The 21,375-nt window shown below is 40.9% G+C and carries 21 protein-coding genes and 1 CRISPR repeat array; of the genes, 1 reads left to right on the top strand and 20 read right to left on the bottom strand.

Annotated features, from left to right (window positions below):
- Positions 1–49: 49 nt before the first annotated feature.
- On the top strand, positions 50–1,090 hold the full coding sequence (locus HNQ47_RS09915; RefSeq protein ID WP_183329249.1) for an NAD(P)-binding domain-containing protein: 1,041 nt from the start codon (positions 50–52) through the stop codon (positions 1,088–1,090).
- A 25-nt stretch (positions 1,091–1,115) separates the two neighbouring features.
- On the opposite strand, the gene HNQ47_RS09910 is transcribed toward HNQ47_RS09915, so the two are convergent.
- The 20 genes from HNQ47_RS09910 to rpsK all read right to left on the bottom strand — a co-directional run.
- Positions 1,116–3,587, bottom strand: a complete 2,472-nt coding sequence (locus HNQ47_RS09910; protein ID WP_183329248.1) for a DEAD/DEAH box helicase family protein — start codon at positions 3,585–3,587, stop codon at positions 1,116–1,118.
- Positions 3,580–4,182, bottom strand: coding sequence for a class I SAM-dependent methyltransferase (locus HNQ47_RS09905; protein ID WP_183329247.1), 603 nt, complete (start codon positions 4,180–4,182; stop codon positions 3,580–3,582). Before HNQ47_RS09905 ends, HNQ47_RS09910 begins: the two co-directional genes overlap by 8 nt.
- 675 nt (positions 4,183–4,857) lie before the next feature.
- Positions 4,858–5,694: a CRISPR direct-repeat array (repeat unit 33 nt; unit sequence ATTTCAATCCACGCACCCCAAGCGGGGTGCGAC).
- 168 nt (positions 5,695–5,862) lie between these two features.
- The gene (gene cas2 / locus HNQ47_RS09900; protein WP_183329246.1) at positions 5,863–6,153 is read right to left on the bottom strand and encodes a CRISPR-associated endonuclease Cas2; all 291 of its coding nucleotides are present in this window, start codon (positions 6,151–6,153) and stop codon (positions 5,863–5,865) included.
- A gap of 6 nt (positions 6,154–6,159) precedes the next feature.
- Positions 6,160–7,188, bottom strand: a complete 1,029-nt coding sequence (gene cas1c, locus HNQ47_RS09895) for a type I-C CRISPR-associated endonuclease Cas1c (RefSeq protein WP_183329245.1) — start codon at positions 7,186–7,188, stop codon at positions 6,160–6,162.
- Positions 7,181–7,846 carry a CRISPR-associated protein Cas4 gene (gene cas4, locus HNQ47_RS09890; RefSeq protein ID WP_183329244.1) on the bottom strand — a complete coding sequence of 222 codons (666 nt, stop codon included), beginning with the start codon at positions 7,844–7,846 and terminating at the stop codon, positions 7,181–7,183. The genes cas1c and cas4 overlap by 8 nt, the downstream gene beginning before the upstream one ends.
- Positions 7,839–8,723, bottom strand: coding sequence for a type I-C CRISPR-associated protein Cas7/Csd2 (gene cas7c, locus HNQ47_RS09885; protein WP_183329243.1), 885 nt, complete (start codon positions 8,721–8,723; stop codon positions 7,839–7,841). The genes cas4 and cas7c overlap by 8 nt, the downstream gene beginning before the upstream one ends.
- Position 8,724: 1 nt before the next feature.
- On the bottom strand, positions 8,725–10,662 hold the full coding sequence (gene cas8c, locus HNQ47_RS09880) for a type I-C CRISPR-associated protein Cas8c/Csd1 (RefSeq protein ID WP_246346147.1): 1,938 nt from the start codon (positions 10,660–10,662) through the stop codon (positions 8,725–8,727).
- Positions 10,637–11,401 carry a type I-C CRISPR-associated protein Cas5c gene (gene cas5c, locus HNQ47_RS09875; protein ID WP_183329241.1) on the bottom strand — a complete coding sequence of 255 codons (765 nt, stop codon included), beginning with the start codon at positions 11,399–11,401 and terminating at the stop codon, positions 10,637–10,639. Before cas5c ends, cas8c begins: the two co-directional genes overlap by 26 nt.
- Before the next feature lie 26 nt (positions 11,402–11,427).
- Entirely contained in the window at positions 11,428–13,830 is a 2,403-nt protein-coding gene (gene cas3, locus HNQ47_RS09870) for a CRISPR-associated helicase Cas3' (RefSeq protein WP_183329240.1), read from the bottom strand.
- A gap of 509 nt (positions 13,831–14,339) precedes the next feature.
- The gene (locus HNQ47_RS09865) at positions 14,340–14,690 is read right to left on the bottom strand and encodes a hypothetical protein (protein ID WP_183329239.1); all 351 of its coding nucleotides are present in this window, start codon (positions 14,688–14,690) and stop codon (positions 14,340–14,342) included.
- A gap of 87 nt (positions 14,691–14,777) precedes the next feature.
- Positions 14,778–15,584, bottom strand: coding sequence for a histidinol-phosphatase (locus HNQ47_RS09860; RefSeq protein WP_183329238.1), 807 nt, complete (start codon positions 15,582–15,584; stop codon positions 14,778–14,780).
- A complete protein-coding gene (truA, locus tag HNQ47_RS09855) occupies positions 15,577–16,314 on the bottom strand; it encodes a tRNA pseudouridine(38-40) synthase TruA (RefSeq protein WP_183329237.1) in 738 nt (245 codons plus the stop codon). The genes HNQ47_RS09860 and truA overlap by 8 nt, the downstream gene beginning before the upstream one ends.
- Positions 16,311–17,111, bottom strand: coding sequence for an energy-coupling factor transporter transmembrane component T family protein (locus HNQ47_RS09850; RefSeq protein WP_183329236.1), 801 nt, complete (start codon positions 17,109–17,111; stop codon positions 16,311–16,313). The genes truA and HNQ47_RS09850 overlap by 4 nt, the downstream gene beginning before the upstream one ends.
- Complete coding sequence (locus HNQ47_RS09845; RefSeq protein ID WP_183329235.1) at positions 17,104–17,964, bottom strand: energy-coupling factor transporter ATPase; 861 nt, start codon at positions 17,962–17,964, stop codon at positions 17,104–17,106. Before HNQ47_RS09845 ends, HNQ47_RS09850 begins: the two co-directional genes overlap by 8 nt.
- On the bottom strand, positions 17,949–18,770 hold the full coding sequence (locus HNQ47_RS09840) for an energy-coupling factor transporter ATPase (RefSeq protein WP_183329234.1): 822 nt from the start codon (positions 18,768–18,770) through the stop codon (positions 17,949–17,951). Before HNQ47_RS09840 ends, HNQ47_RS09845 begins: the two co-directional genes overlap by 16 nt.
- 101 nt (positions 18,771–18,871) lie before the next feature.
- Positions 18,872–19,288 carry a hypothetical protein gene (locus HNQ47_RS09835; protein ID WP_183329233.1) on the bottom strand — a complete coding sequence of 139 codons (417 nt, stop codon included), beginning with the start codon at positions 19,286–19,288 and terminating at the stop codon, positions 18,872–18,874.
- A 1-nt stretch (position 19,289) separates the two neighbouring features.
- Positions 19,290–19,871: an O-methyltransferase gene (locus HNQ47_RS09830; protein WP_246346144.1), complete on the bottom strand. Its 582-nt coding sequence runs from the start codon at positions 19,869–19,871 to the stop codon at positions 19,290–19,292.
- A 37-nt stretch (positions 19,872–19,908) separates the two neighbouring features.
- Positions 19,909–20,271, bottom strand: coding sequence for a 50S ribosomal protein L17 (gene rplQ / locus HNQ47_RS09825; RefSeq protein WP_183329232.1), 363 nt, complete (start codon positions 20,269–20,271; stop codon positions 19,909–19,911).
- 12 nt (positions 20,272–20,283) lie between these two features.
- Positions 20,284–21,237, bottom strand: coding sequence for a DNA-directed RNA polymerase subunit alpha (locus HNQ47_RS09820; protein WP_183329231.1), 954 nt, complete (start codon positions 21,235–21,237; stop codon positions 20,284–20,286).
- A 27-nt stretch (positions 21,238–21,264) separates the two neighbouring features.
- On the bottom strand, positions 21,265–21,375 hold a 111-nt coding region (gene rpsK / locus HNQ47_RS09815), incomplete at its 5' end, for a 30S ribosomal protein S11 (RefSeq protein WP_183329230.1).

Raw genomic sequence — 21,375 nt, 5'->3', positions numbered from 1 at the left:
ATTCGATAAATTGTTTTATAATGAAACATGAACATAGGAGGTTTCTTTCATGGCAATCTTAACTTTTATTGGTGCGGGGCAAATGGCTTCCGGTCTGACCTTCCCGGCCTTTGAAAACGGACATGAGATCCGTTTGGTCGGCACACCGTTGGATCGAAAGATCATCGATCGGCTGCGCCAAGATAATTATCATCTGACATTAGATCGTACGCTGCACGACGGTATTCATTATTATCAAGTCGAAGAAATGGAAAAAGCCATCGAGGGAGCGGATGTCATCATCGGCGGTGTTTCCAGTTTTGGAGTGGACTGGTTTGCCGATGAAGTATTACCGAAGCTGCATAAAAACGTTCCCGTCATCACGGTCACGAAAGGCATGATCGATGAACCTGACGGAAACATGGTGGATTTTCCGGATTATTGGCAAAGCACGAAAGCCGGCAAAGATCTGAATTTAAATGCGATCGGCGGTCCTTGTACCGCCCGCGAGCTCTCCGATCACGATCAAACATGGGTCGCCTTCTGCGGCCGGGACAAAGACACGCTGCACAAACTCAAAGCGATTTTCAGCACACCGTATTATCACATCAGTTTGTCTAACGATGTCAAAGGGGTAGAGCTTTCTGTCGCATTAAAAAACGGCTATGCGATGGCCGTCAGCCTGACCATCGGCTTGACCGAGAAGAACGAAGGTATCGGCAAGGTACACCACAATTCAGAAGCTGCTTTATTCGGACAAAGCGTGACCGAGATGCAGAAACTGCTGAAACTGGCCGGGGTCCGTGACGAAAGTCTGGTCTTCGGGGTCGGTGATTTGTATGTGACCATTTCGGGCGGCCGTTCCCGCCGGATCGGTGTGTTATTGGGACGTGGCTATTCTTATGATGAAGCAAAAGAAAAGCTGAAGGGCGAGACCCTGGAAGCTGTGGTCATTGCGACCCGTACCGCCAGAGCTGTCCGTGCCATGGCCGAACGCGGCAAGGCAGATCTCAAAGACTTCCCGTTGTTACTGCACGTCGATGAAGTCATCAACAACGGCAAGCCCGTCAACATTCCTTGGCAGGCAACCGAAGCCGAATATTTTGAATAAACAAAACGGTAGGCAGATGATCTGCTTACCGTTTTTTCTTCTTATAATATCGGCGGCGATAATAGTCGATCGTTCGATAATCAATGATGTCCTTCCATTCTTGAATAAATATTGGATCATTGATCAGCGGATGTAGATCTTCACGCAGCGCCAGTGCAGCGTTTGGTTTTTCGACAAAAAAGCCTTTGCCTGATTTCAGCAGAAAATGAATCGGCATGGTCTTCGCTTTACGAAGATGCTGTGCATCCGTCATTTTTTGAAATTCCGCATACGACAACTTTGGATCGATGTCCTGCCAATTGGTTCCGGTATGAAAAAATTTCTTCCAGGACTGAAGGACTTGTTGATCGGTAATTTCCATCCGCGGATGGCCATTATTGTAGAAACAAAGCAGGATCGGCATTTTATAGACCTTTGCCATCGCCGTCGTACTGATCATTTCAAGAAAGTCTTTTGCGGGTTCTGCTTCTAAGATTTTTTTCTCTGCTTCACTCAGCCAGCCACGTTGAAATCGATAATCAATGTAACGGCGGAATGGATCGTATTGACGATGTGCACGGCAGAAATCATAGATTTCATCGTCCATGTTTGAGAACAGTTCCATACGGGTCGGTATATGATGAAGCTCTTCTCGTATCCGGTCCACTTCTCCATCGATGCGGTCCGAAACTTTCATCGATTTTTGTTCCATTTCATGAAACAGGTCGATCAGTTTCATATCAAAATCGACCAGGCAGCGATCCGGGATCGCTTCTTCTGCCTGTTCGGGTGTTTTTGTTTCCGTATTCTTGCCCGTGATCCATGTCCGGACCTGTCCGGCACGGGCATAATTGCCGATGAAATCCAGCACGGTCAGATACGCTTTTCCTTCGGATTTTCGCAGTCCTCTGCCCAGCTGCTGAAGAAAGACGATCGGTGATTCAGTCGGCCGCAGAAACATGACCATATCCACGTTCGGAACATCCAGTCCTTCGGAAAACATATCAACCGAAAAGATGACAGAAATCTTACCGATCCGCAGTGCATTCAGCGCCTCTTTCCGGTTCATCGCATATGGACCGCCCCGGCCGCTGTAGACAGCCGCGCTTGGGATCCCACGCAGCGTAAATTCTTTCGCCATATCTTCCGCATGCTTCCGGGAGCAGCAGAAACCTAGCACTTTTCTGGCCGGATACTTTTTATAATATTTATAAATCAAATCAGAACGGTGTTGATTGCCGATATAGATTTTATTCAATTCTTTTTCTTCATAATGTCCGCGTACGAATTTCAATCCGGAATAATCGGTTTCATCATAAATCCCATAGTAATGAAACGGACAAAGAAAGTTCTTATTGATCGCATCGTGCAGACTGAGTTCAAACGGGACGTTGTAATCGCAGAGTTCATAAATATCCCGGCCGTCCATTCGTTCCGGGGTCGCCGTCAGTCCTAACAGAAACTGCGGAATAAAATAAGCAAGGATCTTTTGATACTGTTTGGTGACGGCATGATGGAATTCATCGACGACAATATAATCAAATGCGGTCGAATCAAATGATTTCAAATATTTCTCATTTCCCAAGGTCTCCACGGATGCAAAGATCATGGTTTGTGTTGTATCTTTGGCATCGCCGTCAAAAAAACCATATGAATCCGCCGGCCGGATCTTATGGAATGACTGCTGCGCTTGTTTCAGAATTTCATGACGGTGTGCTACGAAAAGCACACGATGAAACTTCATCGAGTCAAAAGCAGCCAAGTACGTCTTGCCGATGCCGGTGGCAGCCTGTACAAGGGCTTTCTGCGCTCCTTGGGCGCGGCTTTGTTCCAAGGCATATAAAGCCTCGATCTGTGCACCGCGCGGCTGCGGCCGTGCTGTATCCTGCACCCAATTGGAGATCAGCGTATCTTCTTCGGCAATTCTTACAGACCGTGTCTTCGCTTTCGTTCGTTCAATGTCCAGATAGACAGACGGACAATGCCAATGATCCGAATACTCTTTCAATACTTCATCATCGATCGCATAGGAATGATGATCAAACAAATCATCAAACTCATCACAATATTCCTGCAGGCTTTGTGCATCCAGCACATCCGTAAACCGATAGTTCCACTCAATTCCTGATGTCATGGCACTGAAAGAAATATTGGACGAACCAACATAAATTTCCCGATGATCTTTCATGCGGAAAATATATGATTTCGCATGAAAAGAACGATTCCGCTCATTATAAAAATGCAGATCAATTTTATTCCCAAATTCTTTTCGCAGTAAATAAAGCGCTGAAGGCTGGGTGATATTCAAATAGTTTCCGGTCAGAATACGAACCGGCACACCGCGCTCAATCGGATCCCGCAGTTCCTGGATCAGCAGCCGCACCCCGGATTCCATCAGAAAGGAAGTGATAAAATCGATCCGCTCTGCCTGCCGAATGCTGACTCGCAGGGAAGTGATCAGAAACCGATCCGGTACATCACCGCCTGTGATTGCTTTTCCCTGCCGCACCTCATTCATTTTCCGGCACCTTCTTGATGATCGTATTCAGCCATTTCTCTGAGGCACGGTCCGGCCGTACATCATTTGAGATCCATTCATCCACAATGACCAGATCCGGAATTTGATCGATCAAATTTTGCAGTGTCTGTTCGGTCAGATCTGTAAAATAGCGGCCGTTCCGCATCCCTTCAAAGTTTCCGTATTTAAACGAGGTGTACATCACACCGCCCGTTTTTAAAGCCGTCTTCATGCGCTGAAAGATCTCATGCAGTTCAACAAACGGAACATGCAGGATCGAGGAACAAGCCCAGATCCCGTCATAAACCGACCGTTCATCCAGCTCGTTAAAATACATCTGCCGTACTTCGATGCCGGTATACTGACTGGCCAGTTTACAGAGTTCTTCGGATCCATCGACGGCATCCACACTGTATCCATGATCCAGAAAATATTTTGTGTCGCGCCCGGATCCGCAGCCAAAATCGAGCACTTTGCCATGGGCAGGAAGAAAACCAAGAAAACGATCCTGGGTCGTCGTAAACGACACATCAACCGTTCCCGCCGCAAATCGTTCTGCATTCTGATTATAATAATCAATCGTATCTTTGTTCATAGGCTCATCATAACATTCTAAAAAATCATTTACAATTTATACAAATAACTTACATTACTCCAATGATTTATAGAGTTGCTTCGCTATGTAATACACATAGCAACTTTAATAAAATAGAAGCAGAAGTTACTTTAAACATTAAATATCTGCATTAAATTGATAAATTAATCCATTCAAGAACTTCCATTTTCCATTTGCTTTTATTTTGTGCACCTTCAAACAAAAATATAATATTTTTTATGATACAATACAATAGAAGATATTTTTAATCTACGCTCCAAATAGAATACGTGTAAAACTTTGAGGAAACGAAGTAATAGAAGTAATAATAAATGGATAAAAATATTGCTCAGTGTAAACGTGTATATATTCCTTAAAAACATCGTAAGAAACGAAAAAAGAAAGAAGGTACACATCGATATGAAACCAATGTCCACGTTAGAAATAATCGTACTGATTGACACTATTTATCTGTGTATCAAATACTTCTATATAACGATACCGATAGTGATTTTAGTGATGATGTACTTAAAAAAACGACTACATTGAGAAGAAAAGAAGACATGGTTTAATTACCATACTTTTTTATGTTTAGTAATTTTAAACGTATTAATCCACGCACCCCAAGCGGGGGCGACCTTCAAGCATTTCTACATCTCGAATTGCTGAATCCAAATTTCAATCCACGCACCCCAAGCGGGGTGCGACGGTCAGAAAAAGAAAGTCAACGGAAACTACGTTATTTCAATCCACGCACCCCAAGCGGGGTGCGACTGCCAACACCATGCGACCGCGGCCATGAATACAATATTTCAATCCACGCACCCCAAGCGGGGTGCGACCTGAACCATATTGATGACCGTTGTGCGTCTTCACATTTCAATCCACGCACCCCAAGCGGGGTGCGACTGGTATCACTTATAATGCCGCGGAAATCCGATCATTTCAATCCACGCACCCCAAGCGGGGTGCGACCCCAAATATAGTTATAAATCGTCTGTTTGGATACATATTTCAATCCACGCACCCCAAGCGGGGTGCGACTTTAGTATCCATAACCATAACGGCGGTTCATCGTCATTTCAATCCACGCACCCCAAGCGGGGTGCGACCGTTTCGCCGGGTTAGATGATAACGCATTGTATATTTCAATCCACGCACCCCAAGCGGGGTGCGACTTGGCGGATGTTTGACAGTGATAAACTGACGGGATTTCAATCCACGCACCCCAAGCGGGGTGCGACGGCGGTGAAGCGATTGAGCCGATTACGGAAGACATTTCAATCCACGCCCCCCAAGCGGGGTGCGACGCTTGTTCGGCTTGTTTCTTTCAACTTCCTGTTTATTTCAATCCACGCACCCCAAGCGGGGTGCGACCATATTTGTTATATGGCTTATCTACAGGATCATTATTTCAATCCACGCACCCCAAGCGGGGTGCGACTTGCATTTTTCTATTCAAGATGTTTTAATAATTCTATTTCAATCCACGCACCCCAAGCGGGGTGCGACAGTAAAAAGACAGTAAAAATACTTTTCATTGACTTTTTACATCAAAATCAATCAATAAAATGGGAACAATATTTAAAATTTATACCCGCATTCTATAATTGCTTTTGATAATAATAATTTTTTAGTGCGAACCTCACATAGATTCATGTTCACTTTATATTCGCACTACTAAAGAATTAATGCACCTTCAACATCTACACCATTTTCAACTCCATAGTGTTCAATTGAATTTTTATACTTATCTCCAATAATATAAAATCTTAAACTATCTTCATCCTCATCTATAATATCGAGTAATTCATTCTTTAATTTTTTATAAATATAATTATCCACATTACATTCAAATACAGAATTTTGTACTCTTATTCCATAATTTAAGCACTCTTTTGCAACTTTTCTCAATCTTTTTCGACCAAAAGCACTTTGTGTATTGACATCATAAGTTACTAAAACCATCATTCTTAATCACTTCCAAAAGAACGGAGGATACCCGTCTAAATCTTCACGAACATAGCTTGCCAATAATTTTGCTTGAACATATGGAATCAACCCCCAAGGAACCTTTTGCTTAAGATACGGATGTTGAATTTCTTCTTTCTTTCTATTTTGCCAACTGAGAAACAACTTTTTTCTTCCTTCGTCTGTCAGCAATACTGCACCATCTTCCTTCTTTAAAAAATCTTTAGCTTTTAAGCGTCGTGTGTTAATTAAATTCAATACAAACCGATCTACCATAACTGGTCTTAGTTCTTCCATTAAGTCTAAAGCAAGTGAAGGCCTTCCAGGTCTTTCAACATGATAAACTCCAATATAAGGGTCTAATCCACAACATTCTATTGCAGACATACACATAGTACAAAGCAGCGAATAACAAAATGATAATAATGCATTTGTAGGATCCAGTGGAGGTCTTCTGTTTCGTTCTACAAACTGGAAAGTATTTTTTTGATTTAATATTAATTCTCCAAATACGGAAAAATAGTTTTTCGCTGCTGATCCTTCAATTCCTAAAAGTTGATTTGCACTAGTTACTTGATCTATTTTCATGAAAATTTCAGCTATCATCTTCGATTTTTCCTTCAAACGAGATACATTAACTCGTAAAGGAGCATCTCTGGTATACCTTTCAAGAATCCAACGTGAATTATATATTTTCCCTCTAATCATATTTTTAGATACTGAAATTGAGAATTCGGAATCAGTAAACTTTTTATATTGTTCTTGTCTTAGGATTACATTTCCTTTTGTTTCGCCTACAATACGTGCTAAAAATTTTCCGCTCCTTGACAAGAAACACAGATCGATATTTTTTTGTGCACAAGCTCCCATTAAAGCTGGACTAGCACCTGTATATCCAGTTGTAACAATTGATTCTAGATTATGCAAAGGAACTCTTCCAACTATATCCCCATCTTTAGAAACTACAACATTTTCTCCATCTAGGTGCAAATAGCAATCTGTTGTAATATAAAGTGTATTTTGCAGTTTACGCATTTTTCATATCCTCTGTATATCTAGCAATGTATTTATTTACACTTTCTTTATGATATATCTCTGGAAAACAGTGGTTTTTTAATGAACAAGCATTACATCCTTTATTTCTTCTGACATGGGGAACATATCTCTTTTTTGCATATTCATGCATCTCATTACAGAGATTAGAAATATGATTTTTTAAATTTTGATCAATTTCCACCTTTTCCCGATGATGGGTTTCCCCATAATATAAATATCCATATGGAATAGAGCAAAATAACATTTCTTCTAAACAAATAGCTTGAGCTCCCAGTTGCACAATATCATCTATTGAATTTTTTGGCTTTCCTTTTTTGTATTCAACTGGCACTGGCAAATATTTTCCAGTCTTTCCAATAATGTTAATACCATTTTTATTTTCATAAAATATTACGACATCACATTCTCCGCTCAAACCTAAAGTGTAAGAATGAACCGGCATAGCACGGGAGATAAAATAATTATTTCTAGTTTCTTTAATAAAAGGATCATGTGCCTTTTCATGCAACAGACGTCCCTCGAAAGTCCTATCATTTTCTTCCCACTCCACCTCAAGACAAATTAATGCCCATTGCCGTCTGCAATATGAAAAATGTTGTATTCCTGATAATTGGAGAAAATCTTCTTCTTTATACAAGCACTATCACTTCCGGTTCTACACATTCTGAAAGGGAATCAACCGTTACTTCATAATCATCAAAAGAATGCGGAATTTCTACACCATCTTTACGCTTTACATGTACACTGCGATGGACTTTTGCCGTAGATACTTTCGGCGTTTTATCTTTGTGTTGCCACCAAATTAATTCACATACTTCCATACTGCCTGCCGGACGCGCCGAAGACTCATCATTTTCAAATAATGTTTTCAGTGCTTCTTTTAAAACATCAGCATCCTCTTGTGAAAAACCAGTTTTTTCTGCAAGTTGTACATTCACACTTCCTTTAACAATGTATAAACCAAAATCGACAAAATGTTTTTTCCCCATTGTATCCGGCGCTTTACCTTTTCCTTCAGCATTATTTACACTTTTGGTAATTTGCATGCTTACAATATCAACAGGATCAGTACTAATGGCTTGTTGAATGGTTACAGGTCCTCGTACCCCAATAGATATCCCCTTTCCTTTTTCTTCCGATTTTTTTTCTCCAAAAGCAAATACTTGTCCAAATGTTCGTACATCTATCCATTCTTTACATGCAATTCTTACAAAGTTTTCTACATCTGCATTCTTCTTTTTGTCCAATTCTTTTTTTAATTCATTATTTTTTTTGGCACGATCAGATAAACTAGTACATCCGTCATCACTTCTATCAGTTGATTGAACAAATACTTTTTGTCCCAAATCCTGGAAACGATTGCGAATTTTTCTTTTAATGCAAACATCGGATATTTCTCCTCTGCCATCATATGTTTCTCTTGGTCGATTTCCATTTAAAGGATCACCATTTGGATTTGCATTGTTTGCAGATACCAATAAAACAAAATCAATTTTTCCTTGTAATGCAGTCATATTAATCCTCTCCTTCATTTTCTTTTGCATTTTCTTTTAATTTGTCTTGTCTTTCTTTAGATCTTGATTTCATATCTTCACGCTGTGAATAATATCCCAATAAATATAACCCATTAAGAGGTTTGTCATTTTCAAAATCTCCTTCCTTAAACTCTGTCATAACTGATTGAATTAAATTTACATAATAAATACGCGAAGCTTCATTATAACCATTTAGATACGGTATTATATTTTCATGAATAATTTTCCATGTTCTAAATGGATGTTGTGAAAACATGTTCATATAGCGGATTGCATTTGTTGGGTGGTCTGTATTCTCAGATCTTAATCTTCCTTCTTCAATACGATCAGCTATTGCCAATAATCTTCCATACAAGTAATCTCTCCGTTTACCCTTTTCTCCTTTTTCAATTGCCAAAGTATATTCCTCCTTTTTTTGATAATATTGTTTTTTTATTAAAGAACATGAAATAGAAAGTAAAGTATTCCAATTTGATTTTTCTTTATACGATTCCGGCATTGATGCTTTATGTATTGCTGTATTCACCATATCCACAGGCAGCGGCTTATCTAGCACAATACAGGTATATAACTTTCGCATTTGAATATTAACAAGTTGTTCATTACCCTTTATATCTATTAATTTCTTGTCATTCTCATGTCCATATAGATAACGCACTATTTTATTAATTCCTGGAACTCCAATATATGATGTGTAATATCCAGTTGCTTTATTTTTGTAAAAATGTTTCCAACTTGCCCCTATATGCCATTTTTCTAAATTTGAAAGATATTGAGACGTTTGCAATGTTGCCTGTTGCACCAAAGAAAGTCTTCCTTTTGTGGCGGAATCAAATGATAATAAATATACAGATGATGTTGGTGTAATCGAATCACTATATTCTCTGGTAAAAAGCTTTTGGAGTATTTCTTTATTTTGCGAATCACTTAAAATTGTTTGATCTTGTGTAAGAAAATCTGCGAATAAATCATTTGTCCCTTTATCTGGCATTGGAATCGTATTGAAATTACTCTCCCAAACTAATGTTACAAAATCATTACTTGATATTCCCCTTGTCCGCAGCATCCATTTCAACGCATTATGCATTTTTTGGGAATCAATTGCACCAATCGATAATATTTCATCCTCATCTTTAAATCTTCCAAGGTATGTAAAATCTTGTGGTTTCTTTCTATTATAAGAAAATATTCTAGCACGATCAGCTGCATTACGGATGTATATCGGAAAATCTTTAGTAATTGGTTGATACTCCCCTGAAAGATATGATATTTGAATCTTATTTAATTTTGATTTATCATTTTGTTCTGATTTGTCTTTTAATTTTGTTGATATATAATACATTATATAATTATCAACTAATGATTGGTCGCGCCAACATTCCTCTACAGGGCCACATCCCACAACAATAAATCTGACTAGTTTCTTTATAACATCATCTTCTTTAATATTTTCTTCAATAACTCCACGTTCTTTTAATTGACAAATAATATTACCTTTTTCTATAAACTTTCTAATTGCATGTACTTTAGGATGAGAATATTTATAATCTGCCCAGTCTTTTAATCCTGCCTTATATAGTGAATTTAGTTTACGATTATCACTAAATACTTGCTTTATCTCTAATCCATTATTATTCTTCAAATAGTATTGCTCCGAATAATTGGCGTCAATAAACCTTAACTGATCTGATAACGGATGAGGAAATTTTGCAACATTGTTTGTTCTAATGGCGGATTTTTCAGTAACTGGAATTATTGTCCTCTTTTCTTCTTTATCTGTTATTATTCTTGCATTTAACATTTCGCCTTCTGCATTAATAGTAATCTCAAGATCAGCGTTAAACTCCTCATGAAATAAAGGATTCATATTTTTTCCAAACGAATAATATTCATCATATATTCGAATCATTTCCTGCATCCAATTCAATTAAAGTCACCTCCTTTTCTAGTTGATCCACACTTTCAAAATTATGAGATGAAGTACCAAATGGTTTAATATCCATTTTTCGAATATGGCGTTTTAATGTACATTCTTCCGGGCGAATAAATTTAATAACCCCGTTTTTCATAACCGGTTTCCACAAACGAACAGTCATCCAGTCTTTGTCATCTGCTAAAACTGCCTCATCGGGATATGTAATACCATGGTATTGCACACCATAAGAGATTTCTCCAGGCATATCATCATAAAATCCTTTTCCTTCTCCAAATGTGCAAGGTTCTACATAACCTTGACATTCTCTGGTACCAAGAAAAATATCACGCCTTCCGCCGCGCTCAATCATTCGTTTAGCAATATTATGGTGTTTATTCTCATTTCTATCGCTTTTCAAGTTTTCCCTATTTGGATTCCATTCAAAATGTGCTCGAACTTGATATGCAACATGTGTTAAATATGTATAATACGACAAATCATTTGTTCCATTATTATTTAACGTTTTTACTCCTTTCGTTTCAGTCTGTATTGGATTCATGATGCGAACTTCATCTATATACCAAATGAATGTAGGTTTCCAATATACACTGCTCAATATACCTTTTAGCGCTTCATAAGTCGGGACATGCAGTGATGTTTTTTCTCCTGAAACGCGCATCATTGGCTCTGAAAATAATGCATAATCCCCACTTACCAAAAATTCCACTGTATTTCTATACATAAATACCTCCTTTTATCGAAAACTGATCAGATACAAATGAATGGCAAACTGTCTAGCGGCTGAACGCCAATTTCTGAATCATAGCCTTTACGATTTAAAATCAATATATTGTGCTTGTTCTCAGAATCAAGATTAAAGATCAATCCCTGCTCATCCAATTTCTCTACGGTAAATTTGCTTACAGTTACAATGTAATTCTGCAGCCTTCTGATAATATCCTTTTTCTTTCTAAAAGATTTTGAGATTCGATATTCATTTATTAAAGCATCACTCTCATCACAATCAACCACTAACGGAATCATGTTTTTATCATCAATTACTTCAAACAAATCGCCTGCCGTTTTAAATGATTGTGATAATATCTGCATTTTTTTATTCATTGACCTTCGATTGCTCACCGCCTGGCGATTTACAGATAAAAATTCTGATACCGATTCGTAATCATTTTTCCTTTTTTTATCAATAGGGTAAGGTAGTTCATCTTTAAATTTAATATTGTATTTTCGATAGTAGTCATCAAGCAATAAATCAGAATTTTCCATGTCATCACTGCATTTTGATAACACACTGACCATAATGTCTTGCTGTTGTTTGATATACTGTATTTTAGAAATGTTTTCATCTTTATCCGATATTTTGATTACTTGAACCAATCCGCAATCAATTTCACCATTTCGATTGCATCGACCGGCAATCTGTAATATGTTATCCATTCCGGCTAAAGATCTCATAGCTGATACAAAGCTCAAATCAACACCAGCTTCAATTAATTGCGTACTTACGCATATGATCTTTTCGTTCGTTTTCAATTTTTCTTTTAATTCTTGAATAATACGAGAACGTTCTGCTGGATATATATTTGTCGTTAAAAGATAAATGGTATAATTCATATTTTTCTCTTTTAAGCAATGATAAAGTTTATTTGCAGCCCCTTTTGTATTTACGACCACCAACATATTTTTTAAATGATTGTCGATCAATCTTTTTTCTATTAAATCAGCTGTTTCTTGAATGTTCATAGATACAAGTTTATCATTCCAACAATCCCAAACTATTTTGTATCGTTTCCTTTTCAACATTAAGTTTGGATTGCTTGGAATCATATCCCAATCTTTCGAGTGACTGAGTTTAAAATTCCCCATATTATCATCATCAAATTTGGGATGTGTTGCCGAACACAATACAACTGTTGTATTTAGATATTTTGTTAAAAAATTCATTGCCCAATTAAACAGTCCTATGATATTCGGAGGAATTGACTGCACTTCATCAATTATCAGCACTGAATTTGCTAAAGAATGAAACCTTCGGACATCTCGTAAATTGGATTTAAAAATTGAATTCAACAGCTGAACCATTGTGGTTAGAACAATTGGTGAATTTTGATAGTTTTCTGTCAGAATATCATATTTTATATTCAATTCTTCTGATTCAAATGTTACACGGCTATGATGCAGCAAAACATTATCACTTCCGAAAATTTCACAATATGTATGATATGTTTGATCTAATATTGACTGGTAAGGAGCAACTACGATAATATGCCGATTATTCTCCTTTTTAGCTCTATACAATGCAAATCGTAAAGAACTCAGAGTTTTACCGCTGCCAGTAAATGATTGTAACCGTATCAGTCTTTCTGAATTATCTGCATATAATTTACAGACTTTTGATATTCTGCCTCTTAGTTTGTCTAATTCTGTTTTTGATTGAAAACCATCTATATATTTTTCGTACTGACTGATTCTTTTATCCCAAAATTCTCTAAAATCTTGCTTTACAATCAAATCTTCATTTGGTCTGCTTCCAGCAGCACAAGCTGCATCTGTCCGATCCGCATCTACCAATAATGATAAAAAGTATCGATATAATGCACCGGCATAATAACTATTTTCACATTTATTATCTGATTTCTCACTTAATAAATAATTGATAAGTATGGTTGATTGAAAATTATTTTTTTCATCTTTTAAAATATTCTTGTATTCGTCATTTTGTTTTCCTCTTCTTATATCAAAAATGGACTCTCCCATTTCGTTTAATGCGTCTCGCATCCCATGATGAGAATAAACGACGAGTTCCATGATTTCACAATCAAGTTGTTCTTCTTTTTTTGATAAATCATGCTCAATTTTCAATCCTCCTAGTGTTGAGTGATCTAATTTTCCAGAACTCCAATTACCAAAATAACTTTGTTTTAAGTATTCTTGCCATGATTTTGTTGCCTTACCTAAATCGTGAAACAGACCTATTTTATACGCTAATTCTTTTAATTCTGCTACATCACATATATTCATTGCTATTTTTGCAACACTATTTAGATGTTCTTCTAATGATTGTACTTTCACTTCTTCTGGATTACCTTCAACCTCAGAAATACGTGCATATAGATCATTATTTGATAAGAGATCCATTTTCTTAAGTATCATATTATTACCTGCTTTCTGTTGTTAATAAATTCATCATTCAACTATTCTTAAACGGATAAGATTAATCATTTATAGGTTTATTATACCATTGACACATATCTTACTAATTTATTTTGATTATAACTTTCATACTGACATCATTTATGTCATTGACTATATTTATTTGATGATTTTTTATATTTATATTTTGCTTTGAACTGTTTATTAAAAAATACCGGTACTTTCGCACCGGTATTCTCGATTCATCCAACAAATGAATCAACAGAAGAACATTATCCAGAAACAGATCTCTCTGTTTCTGCATCTCCATCATAACAAGCTATCTGACATTATTTTTGTCAAAAAGAAAAGCCGGCAGCGCCGGCTAAGAAAAAGAGGTATGTAATAAAAAATGAAAACGAAATAGCCGGTTCCCTCACCGGCTGAACAAAAGGTTTTTGGGATTTCAACAGCTCTTCACTGTTTACTTGTATGATAGTCTTTAATGTGACACGGACGCTGTCATAAACTTAATTCAGCGGCTGATCATGATCCTTTCGATGACGAAGCATCGCAAGTTCAATGGCAACATGCGACAACATATATGAATAGGCATATCGCTCCTGCCAGCCAAACAGCAGTTCCTCTTCCTTGAGCCGGTAATAAATGACTGCCTGATGACAGCCGTCCTTGCTTTTTTGAATGCAGCGGTACGCCGTTTCATATTCATCATCCAGACGATTCATATCATCACAAACTTCTTCACAGAAGCGGAATGCATCTTCCCCTTCCTGCATATCGGTGATCACCAGCCGGATCGGCATCAGCCGTTTTTGATACGGACGGGACACTCTGCTGCGCTTGATCTTCAACTTCATCATCCTTTCCAAACGGGAGAAACCCCCACTATACGAAATAGTATAGTACGGATTGTGACATTCCTTTTGTCATAAACAAAAAAACCGGAACTACTTCCGGCTTTCTTTCAATTTCTTAAAGTCGACCAGCGGGATCTCATCAACGATCTCAACATCGTACTTTGACAGTTCATCCAATGCTTGATTGTAGATATTCATGCTTAAATCGGTCGGCTTATGCGCATCCATACCGATGATGGCCTTGTTATGGTACTGGGAAGCAATCTGCCAGAACTTCGGATGCGGATAGGCTGTGCGGTATACAGAATTGGCCTGCATGCCCAAACCGTTGTATTCCAACGGCATATCCAGCTCCTTAGCGGTCCGGCAAATACGATGGAATCCATCTTCGATTTGTTTATCCCACTCAAGGTCCGGATTCAACATGATCAATTCCGGATGGGCCAGATAGGAATACATTCCCGTCCGCATGCCTTCGATGCAGGTGCGGAAATATTCCTCTAAATAACTTTCAGAACAATAACCAAAATAAATCCCCAGCTCATCCGTCAAATAATAATGGTTGCCGAAAATCAAGTATTCAATGCCTTGTTCAATGCAGAAGTCCAACATCCAGTCCATATATTTTGGGAAATACTCGGCTTCTAACCCCATGCGGATCTCGATACTATCCCCATAGACAGTACGAAGGTCCTCTATGCTTTGTTTATAATTAGGGAAATCATCCACGCTCATTCGGATCGACGGCTGAAATAAAGAATCATATTTCCAGCAGGCATGATCCGAAAATCCAATAGTTTTATAATGATCCACGATCGCTTCCAGCACAAAATCTTCATCTGTGCCGAAGGCATGATGACATCGTGATGTATGTGTATGATAATTCGTCCTATTCATAGTCCACCCTCATCAAATACAGTCCCTGCGCCGGTGCATTGTAACGGCAGGCTTCTTTATCTTTCGCTTCGAGCATTTCCTTGACCGCGATCGGCTCCAAATGTCCTTTGCCGACTTCGATCAACGTCTGCATCATCATGCGTACCTGATAGCGTAAAAATCCATTGCCCACAAAAATCGTACGTAGATCCTTGTTTTCTTGAACCAATTCAATCTGTTCAACGGTCTTGACCCGCGGCTTCAGCGGATGAATGTGGCTGCTCGCAAAGGTCGTAAAATCATGCGTACCAATCAAATACTGCGAGGCTTCGATCATCTTCTGAACATTCAGTTCCCGATAAAGGATCTGCTTATAACGGACCGCAAACGGATCATCCGCATCGAAGGTACACAAATAATCGTAACGCTTACGCACTGCGGAAAAGCGCGCATGAAACTGTTCATCCACAATTTCAACCTTACGGATCCGGATATCTTCCGGCAGCAGTGCATTCAATGCCTGTTTAACGTGATCCGGTGCGATATCCTTGGGTACATCGACATGAAAGACCTGCCCCCAGGCATGGACCTTTGCGTCGGTCCTGCCGCTGGATACTGCCGTGAGCTCTTCTCCGTAAATTTTATATAACGCTTGTTCAATGACCGTCTGAATGCCGAGGGCATTGATTTGTTTCTGCCAACCGGCATACCGGCTGCCATCATACGCAATCGTGCACTTCAACCTTATCATAACACCACAGCCAGCACGATGCATACCGCCAAAACCAGCGCACTGGTCACCATACCGACATAGTCAATGGAATGCATATGAAGCACTTTATAGCGGGTACGCGGCTTGTTTGGATCATAACCGCGCGCTTCCATCGCATTGGCCAGCTGATCCGCCCGATCAAAGCTGGACACAAACAGCGGCACGACCAAAGACAGAACAGCCATGATCTTCTCTTTGAACGAACCATTTTCCATATCCACACCGCGGCTGGCCTGCGCATTCATGATCCGCTGCGTCTCTTCGATCAGCGTCGGAATAAAACGTAATGCGATACTGATCATCATCGCAATGATATGTGCCGGCAGTCCGATCTTCTCAAACGGCTTAAGCAGTTTTTCAATGCCTAAAGTCAGATCCAGCGGCTTCGTAGTTGCGGTCAAAATGGTCGTGATGATGATCATCAAGGTCAAACGCACCACAATATACAAAGTCTGATAAATTGCATCGGAATAGATGCCCAGCCCGAAAATCGAAAACCAAAGCGTTCCGGTCCGGATCGCAAAGCAGTTGATGATCAGCAGAAAGACCATCATCCAGACCATCGGCCGCATCGAACGCAGCGCATAACTGAATTCCAGTTTTGAAAGCACCAGACAGATCATGATATAAATGCCGATCAGCACATATCCCCACACACCGGCAGGAATGAAAATGGAGATCATCAAAAACAACATGATCATGATCTTTGAACGCGGATCCATTTCATGAACAATAGACCCCAGCGGTAAATACCGTCCTAAAGCGATCCTATTCATGAGACTTCACCTGTCCCTTCAAACTTGCGATCAAGGCTTCGGTCGTAATGGCCTCGGTCGGAATCTCAAATCCGGCCTTGATCAGCATTTCTTTCAAACGAATCAAGCTCGGCGGATTGATCCCGATGCTTTCCATCCACTCCGGATGTTCAAAAAATGTCTTCACATCCGAAGTATGTTTGACCTTGCCATGATCCAGCACGATCACATTCTGGCAATACCGCATCACATGCTCCATATCATGCGTGACCAATAAAACCGTAATATTCTGTTCTTTATTCAAACGCGCAAACAGTGACATCATTTCTTTGGCGCCTTTTGGATCCAGACCGGCCGTCGGTTCATCCAGGACCAGGATCTCCGGCTGCAGGACAAGAATGCCCGCAATGGCCACCCGGCGCTTCTGCCCCCCGCTCAATTCAAACGGTGAACGATTCAGATAACTTTCATCCAGGCCGACCAACGGCAGCACTTTTTTCACCAATTCATTGGCTTCCGCTTCTTCGGTGCCGAAGTTTTTCGGTCCGAACGCAATATCTTTCTCGATCGTTTCCTCAAACAACTGATATTCCGGGAATTGGAAGACCAGACCGACCTTGCGCCGCAGCTCTTTGACATCCTTGATCTTCAGCAGCGGCTGAATGTGAAACCCACAAATGTCCAATGTCCCGGCACTGGGGATCAACAGACCGTTCAAGTGCTGCACCAAGGTCGACTTCCCTGAACCGGTCTGCCCGATGATCGCCGTCACCTCGTGTTCCGGGATCGACAGATCGATGCCTTTCAAAGCCGCATGTTCAAACACGGAACCGGGATTGTACACATGTTCCAAATTGTTTATTTCAATCGACATAGTGCTCTCACCACCCCGTCCAATGTCAGCTGTGCATCAAAATCAATGCCGGCGTCTGCACAGGCATGTGAAAATTCCAGCGCAAACGGCACATCCAGATACATGGACTTCAGCATCTTCTCATGCGCAAAGATCTCCGCCGGCGTTCCTTCCAGCTCGACCTTGCCTTGATTCAGCACCAGCACATGTTCGCTCTGCGCCACTTCTTCCATATCATGCGTGATCGAAAGAATGGTCAGATTTTTTTCTTGATTCAACGCTTTGATCTGGGCATTAATGCTTGCTTTGCCCTGCGGATCCAGCATGCTCGTGGATTCATCAAAAATAATGATATCCGGCTCGATTGCTAAGATCCCCGCGATCGCGACCCGCTGTTTCTGCCCGCCGGACAGATGCGTCGGCTCACTGTCCAAAAATTCGGTCATTCCTACTTTGGCCGCACATTCTTCAATGATGCCCTGCATCTTTTCCTGCGGCACGCAGTGATTCTCCAAACCAAACGCGATATCGTCCGCGACCGTTGCCCCGATAAACTGGTTATCCGGATTCTGGAACACGATTCCGATATGCCGGCGTAAGTTATACACCGATTCCTCGGTTAATTCTTCTCCTAAGATCTTGATCTGCCCGCTTTTCGCAGCGAGCAGTCCGATGATCAATTTCGCGATCGTGCTCTTTCCCGAACCGTTATGCCCGATGATCGTGGTATAACTGCCTTTGGGAATGGAGAACGATACATCTTTGATGATGTCCGTTTGACCATCATATGAAAAGGATAAATGCGACACTTCAATAGCAGCCGTCATTTTCCGGCCTCCTTACTTTTCCCTGTTTGTGCCATCAAACAGTTAGAAACATTATACTACAGATTCACAGCGTCGTAAATAAAAAACAGCCCGCAGGCTGTTTATTCACTGATTGCTTTGACGAAATCCACACCGTCCATCGCTGCCATATCCTGCAGCGAATCAATATCTCCGTCATCGACATCGCTCTGGTATAAGATCTCCACCAACTGATCCGGCTCCGCATACGAAGAGCCCATATGATGATTGGCCGCTTGTTCCTGCAGCTGATGTGCCGCCTCGGTACTCTCAACATGGAACACAAACGTTGCTTTGCCTGGTTTTTCTTTCATGATCCGGATCGCATCCGATAAATCATCGGAATCCGGAATATCATGTACGACCGGCTCTTCCTGATCCGGAACCAGGAATTCATCCAATTCTGCTTTTTTCTTTTTGTCCTGACTGATCTTGCCAATGACCGCTGCGCCGGCTGCCACAACGACTGCCGTGCTGATCACATTTTTCAACAGTCCCATTTCATTTCCTCCTTCTTGTTATTGCGACTCCGTCGCCATCTTCATAGAAGGCCGTTTCAAAATCAACCAGCGCACCGAGATATTCTTTGTACGCCCTCAGCTTCCGGACCAACTGTTTTGTACCGCGATTATTGGTACGCTCCGGATGCTCGACCAATCCATGAAAATTCATGTTATCTGATACAATTATACCATTCTCTGAAAGATGCGGATAATATTTATTGAAGAAACGCACATATTGTGCCTTGGCCGCATCAATAAAGATACAGTCAAACGTTCCTTCGACCTCAACCTCTAAAGCATCTCCTTCGATCAATGTGATCTTATCCTTAAATGGTGAGTCAAAAAAGTTTTCTTTTGCCTGTGCGATCATCTCCGGATCCCGTTCGATCGTGACCACACGCATATTCGGAAACAACCCCGCCACCACCAGCGACGTCCGGCCGACCGCTGTGCCGATTTCCAAAAAAGAGCGGCAGTCGTATTCAATGATCTTTCGTTTTAACAGTTCCAGACCTTCATCCATCATCACCGGCACCCGATGCTGCGCGGCATAGGTCTCAATATCTTCCATGTTTTTCATGCCCATTCCTCCATGAAAAAAAGAAGCAGGCAGACGCCTACTTCACAAATTCAACGATAGCCATCGGTGCAGCATCGCCGCGGCGGATCCGCGTCTTCACTACACGTGTATAACCGCCCTTACGCTCTGCATAGCGCGGTCCGATTTCATTAAATAACTTCTGCAGCGCTGTCGTGCCTTCGTCATCGACTTCCACATCACGTACAAACGCAGCAGCCTGACGGCGTGCATGTAAATCTCCGCGTTTTGCTAACGTAACCAGTTCATCCATGACGGCACTCAGCTCTTTGGCTTTCATTTCCGTTGTCTCGATTTGTTCAGCTTCGATCAGCGACGTAGCCATATTGCGCAGCATGGCTTTGCGATGATCCGCTGTACGTCCCAACTTACGATTCCACATGGGTCTTTCCTCCTAGTCATTGCTCGACTTAAATGAGAGGCCGAGCGCACTCATTTTATCTTTGACTTCCTGCAAAGATTTTCTTCCTAAATTCCGGACATGGATCATTTCTTCTTCGGTCTTCTGCGTCAGCTCTTCAACCGTCGAAATTCCGGCCCGTTTCAGACAATTGTATGAACGGACCGACAATTCCAAGTCCTCGATCATCGTATGCTGAGCGATCGCTTCTGACGTGTCTTCCGGTGTTTCCGGCTCCTGGTCTTCTTCGATCGCATCGGCATCTGCCTTGGTCAGAATATCCAAATGATCACGCAGGATCATTGCCGCAATTGACAATGCCTGCGAAGGTTTTAATGTTCCGTCGGTCGTGATCCCCAAGGTCAGACGATCGGCTTCAGTTCCATTATCCTCGATCTTATCCACAGAATAGCGGACATTGCGGATCGGGGAATATTTTGAATCCGTATAAATGATACCCAGAGGCTGTCCTTCGTTTCGGTATAAGTGCTTATTCGCTTCAGCGCCGACATAACCGCGTCCCAGACGCGCCTGCATATCTGCAACGAACGAACCGCCTTCGGCAATGGTGCAGATCGGCAGATCGCCGTTCAGGATCTCTACACCCGTCGGACAGGCAATATCTCTTGCATATACGGTGCAAGGTCCCTGTTTATCGATGTGCAGTGTATAATCGGAATTATCATTGACATCGATCTTCAAGATCAGTTCTTTCAAATGCAGAATAATTGTCGTCACATCTTCAAGCACACCTTCTACCCCGGTGAACTCATGATAAATGCCGTCAATTCTCAGGCTGTAAATAGCACCGCCCGGCACGGAAGACATCAAGACCCGACGCAATGCATTGCCCAAAGGTCTTCCAAAACGATATTTCACAGGCTCGACCGTAAAGGTTCCCTGTGTGTTATTTTCTTCCACAATACTGACCGCAGTGTTCTTTGTCACTTGGACACCCCCTATTCTGGTAACTTATTATCCACGAGGTCGCTTCGGCGGCCGGCATCCGTTATGCGGGATCGGCGTCACGTCATTGATCATCGTGATCTCCAGACCGGCTACCTGCAGCGCACGTACCGCTGCTTC

Source organism: Catenisphaera adipataccumulans, assembly GCF_014202755.1.
Classification (GTDB): Bacteria; Bacillota_I; Bacilli_A; order Erysipelotrichales; family Erysipelotrichaceae; genus Catenisphaera; species Catenisphaera adipataccumulans.
Note: the sequence above shows the minus strand (reverse complement) of the source record. Positions and strands in the feature narration are given on the sequence as shown.

Bases quoted from the DNA above. Each gene is read 5' to 3' on its own strand.
- cas8c (WP_246346147.1), bottom strand. From the start codon at position 10,662: ATGCAGGAAATGATTCGAATATATGATGAATATTATTCGTTTGGAAAA.
- HNQ47_RS09835 (WP_183329233.1), bottom strand. From the start codon at position 19,288: ATGGGACTGTTGAAAAATGTGATCAGCACGGCAGTCGTTGTGGCAGCC.
- HNQ47_RS09910 (WP_183329248.1), bottom strand. From the start codon at position 3,587: ATGAATGAGGTGCGGCAGGGAAAAGCAATCACAGGCGGTGATGTACCG.
- HNQ47_RS09850 (WP_183329236.1), bottom strand. From the start codon at position 17,111: ATGAATAGGATCGCTTTAGGACGGTATTTACCGCTGGGGTCTATTGTT.
- cas7c (WP_183329243.1), bottom strand. From the start codon at position 8,723: ATGACTGCATTACAAGGAAAAATTGATTTTGTTTTATTGGTATCTGCA.
- HNQ47_RS09915 (WP_183329249.1), top strand. From the start codon at position 50: ATGGCAATCTTAACTTTTATTGGTGCGGGGCAAATGGCTTCCGGTCTG.
- rplQ (WP_183329232.1), bottom strand. From the start codon at position 20,271: ATGTGGAATCGTAAGTTGGGACGTACAGCGGATCATCGCAAAGCCATG.
- HNQ47_RS09840 (WP_183329234.1), bottom strand. From the start codon at position 18,770: ATGACGGCTGCTATTGAAGTGTCGCATTTATCCTTTTCATATGATGGT.
- cas5c (WP_183329241.1), bottom strand. From the start codon at position 11,401: ATGTATAGAAATACAGTGGAATTTTTGGTAAGTGGGGATTATGCATTA.
- HNQ47_RS09905 (WP_183329247.1), bottom strand. From the start codon at position 4,182: ATGAACAAAGATACGATTGATTATTATAATCAGAATGCAGAACGATTT.
- HNQ47_RS09830 (WP_246346144.1), bottom strand. From the start codon at position 19,871: ATGAAAAACATGGAAGATATTGAGACCTATGCCGCGCAGCATCGGGTG.
- truA (WP_183329237.1), bottom strand. From the start codon at position 16,314: ATGATAAGGTTGAAGTGCACGATTGCGTATGATGGCAGCCGGTATGCC.
- cas1c (WP_183329245.1), bottom strand. From the start codon at position 7,188: ATGCGTAAACTGCAAAATACACTTTATATTACAACAGATTGCTATTTG.
- HNQ47_RS09845 (WP_183329235.1), bottom strand. From the start codon at position 17,964: ATGTCGATTGAAATAAACAATTTGGAACATGTGTACAATCCCGGTTCC.
- cas3 (WP_183329240.1), bottom strand. From the start codon at position 13,830: ATGATACTTAAGAAAATGGATCTCTTATCAAATAATGATCTATATGCA.
- cas2 (WP_183329246.1), bottom strand. From the start codon at position 6,153: ATGATGGTTTTAGTAACTTATGATGTCAATACACAAAGTGCTTTTGGT.
- HNQ47_RS09865 (WP_183329239.1), bottom strand. From the start codon at position 14,690: ATGATGAAGTTGAAGATCAAGCGCAGCAGAGTGTCCCGTCCGTATCAA.
- HNQ47_RS09860 (WP_183329238.1), bottom strand. From the start codon at position 15,584: ATGAATAGGACGAATTATCATACACATACATCACGATGTCATCATGCC.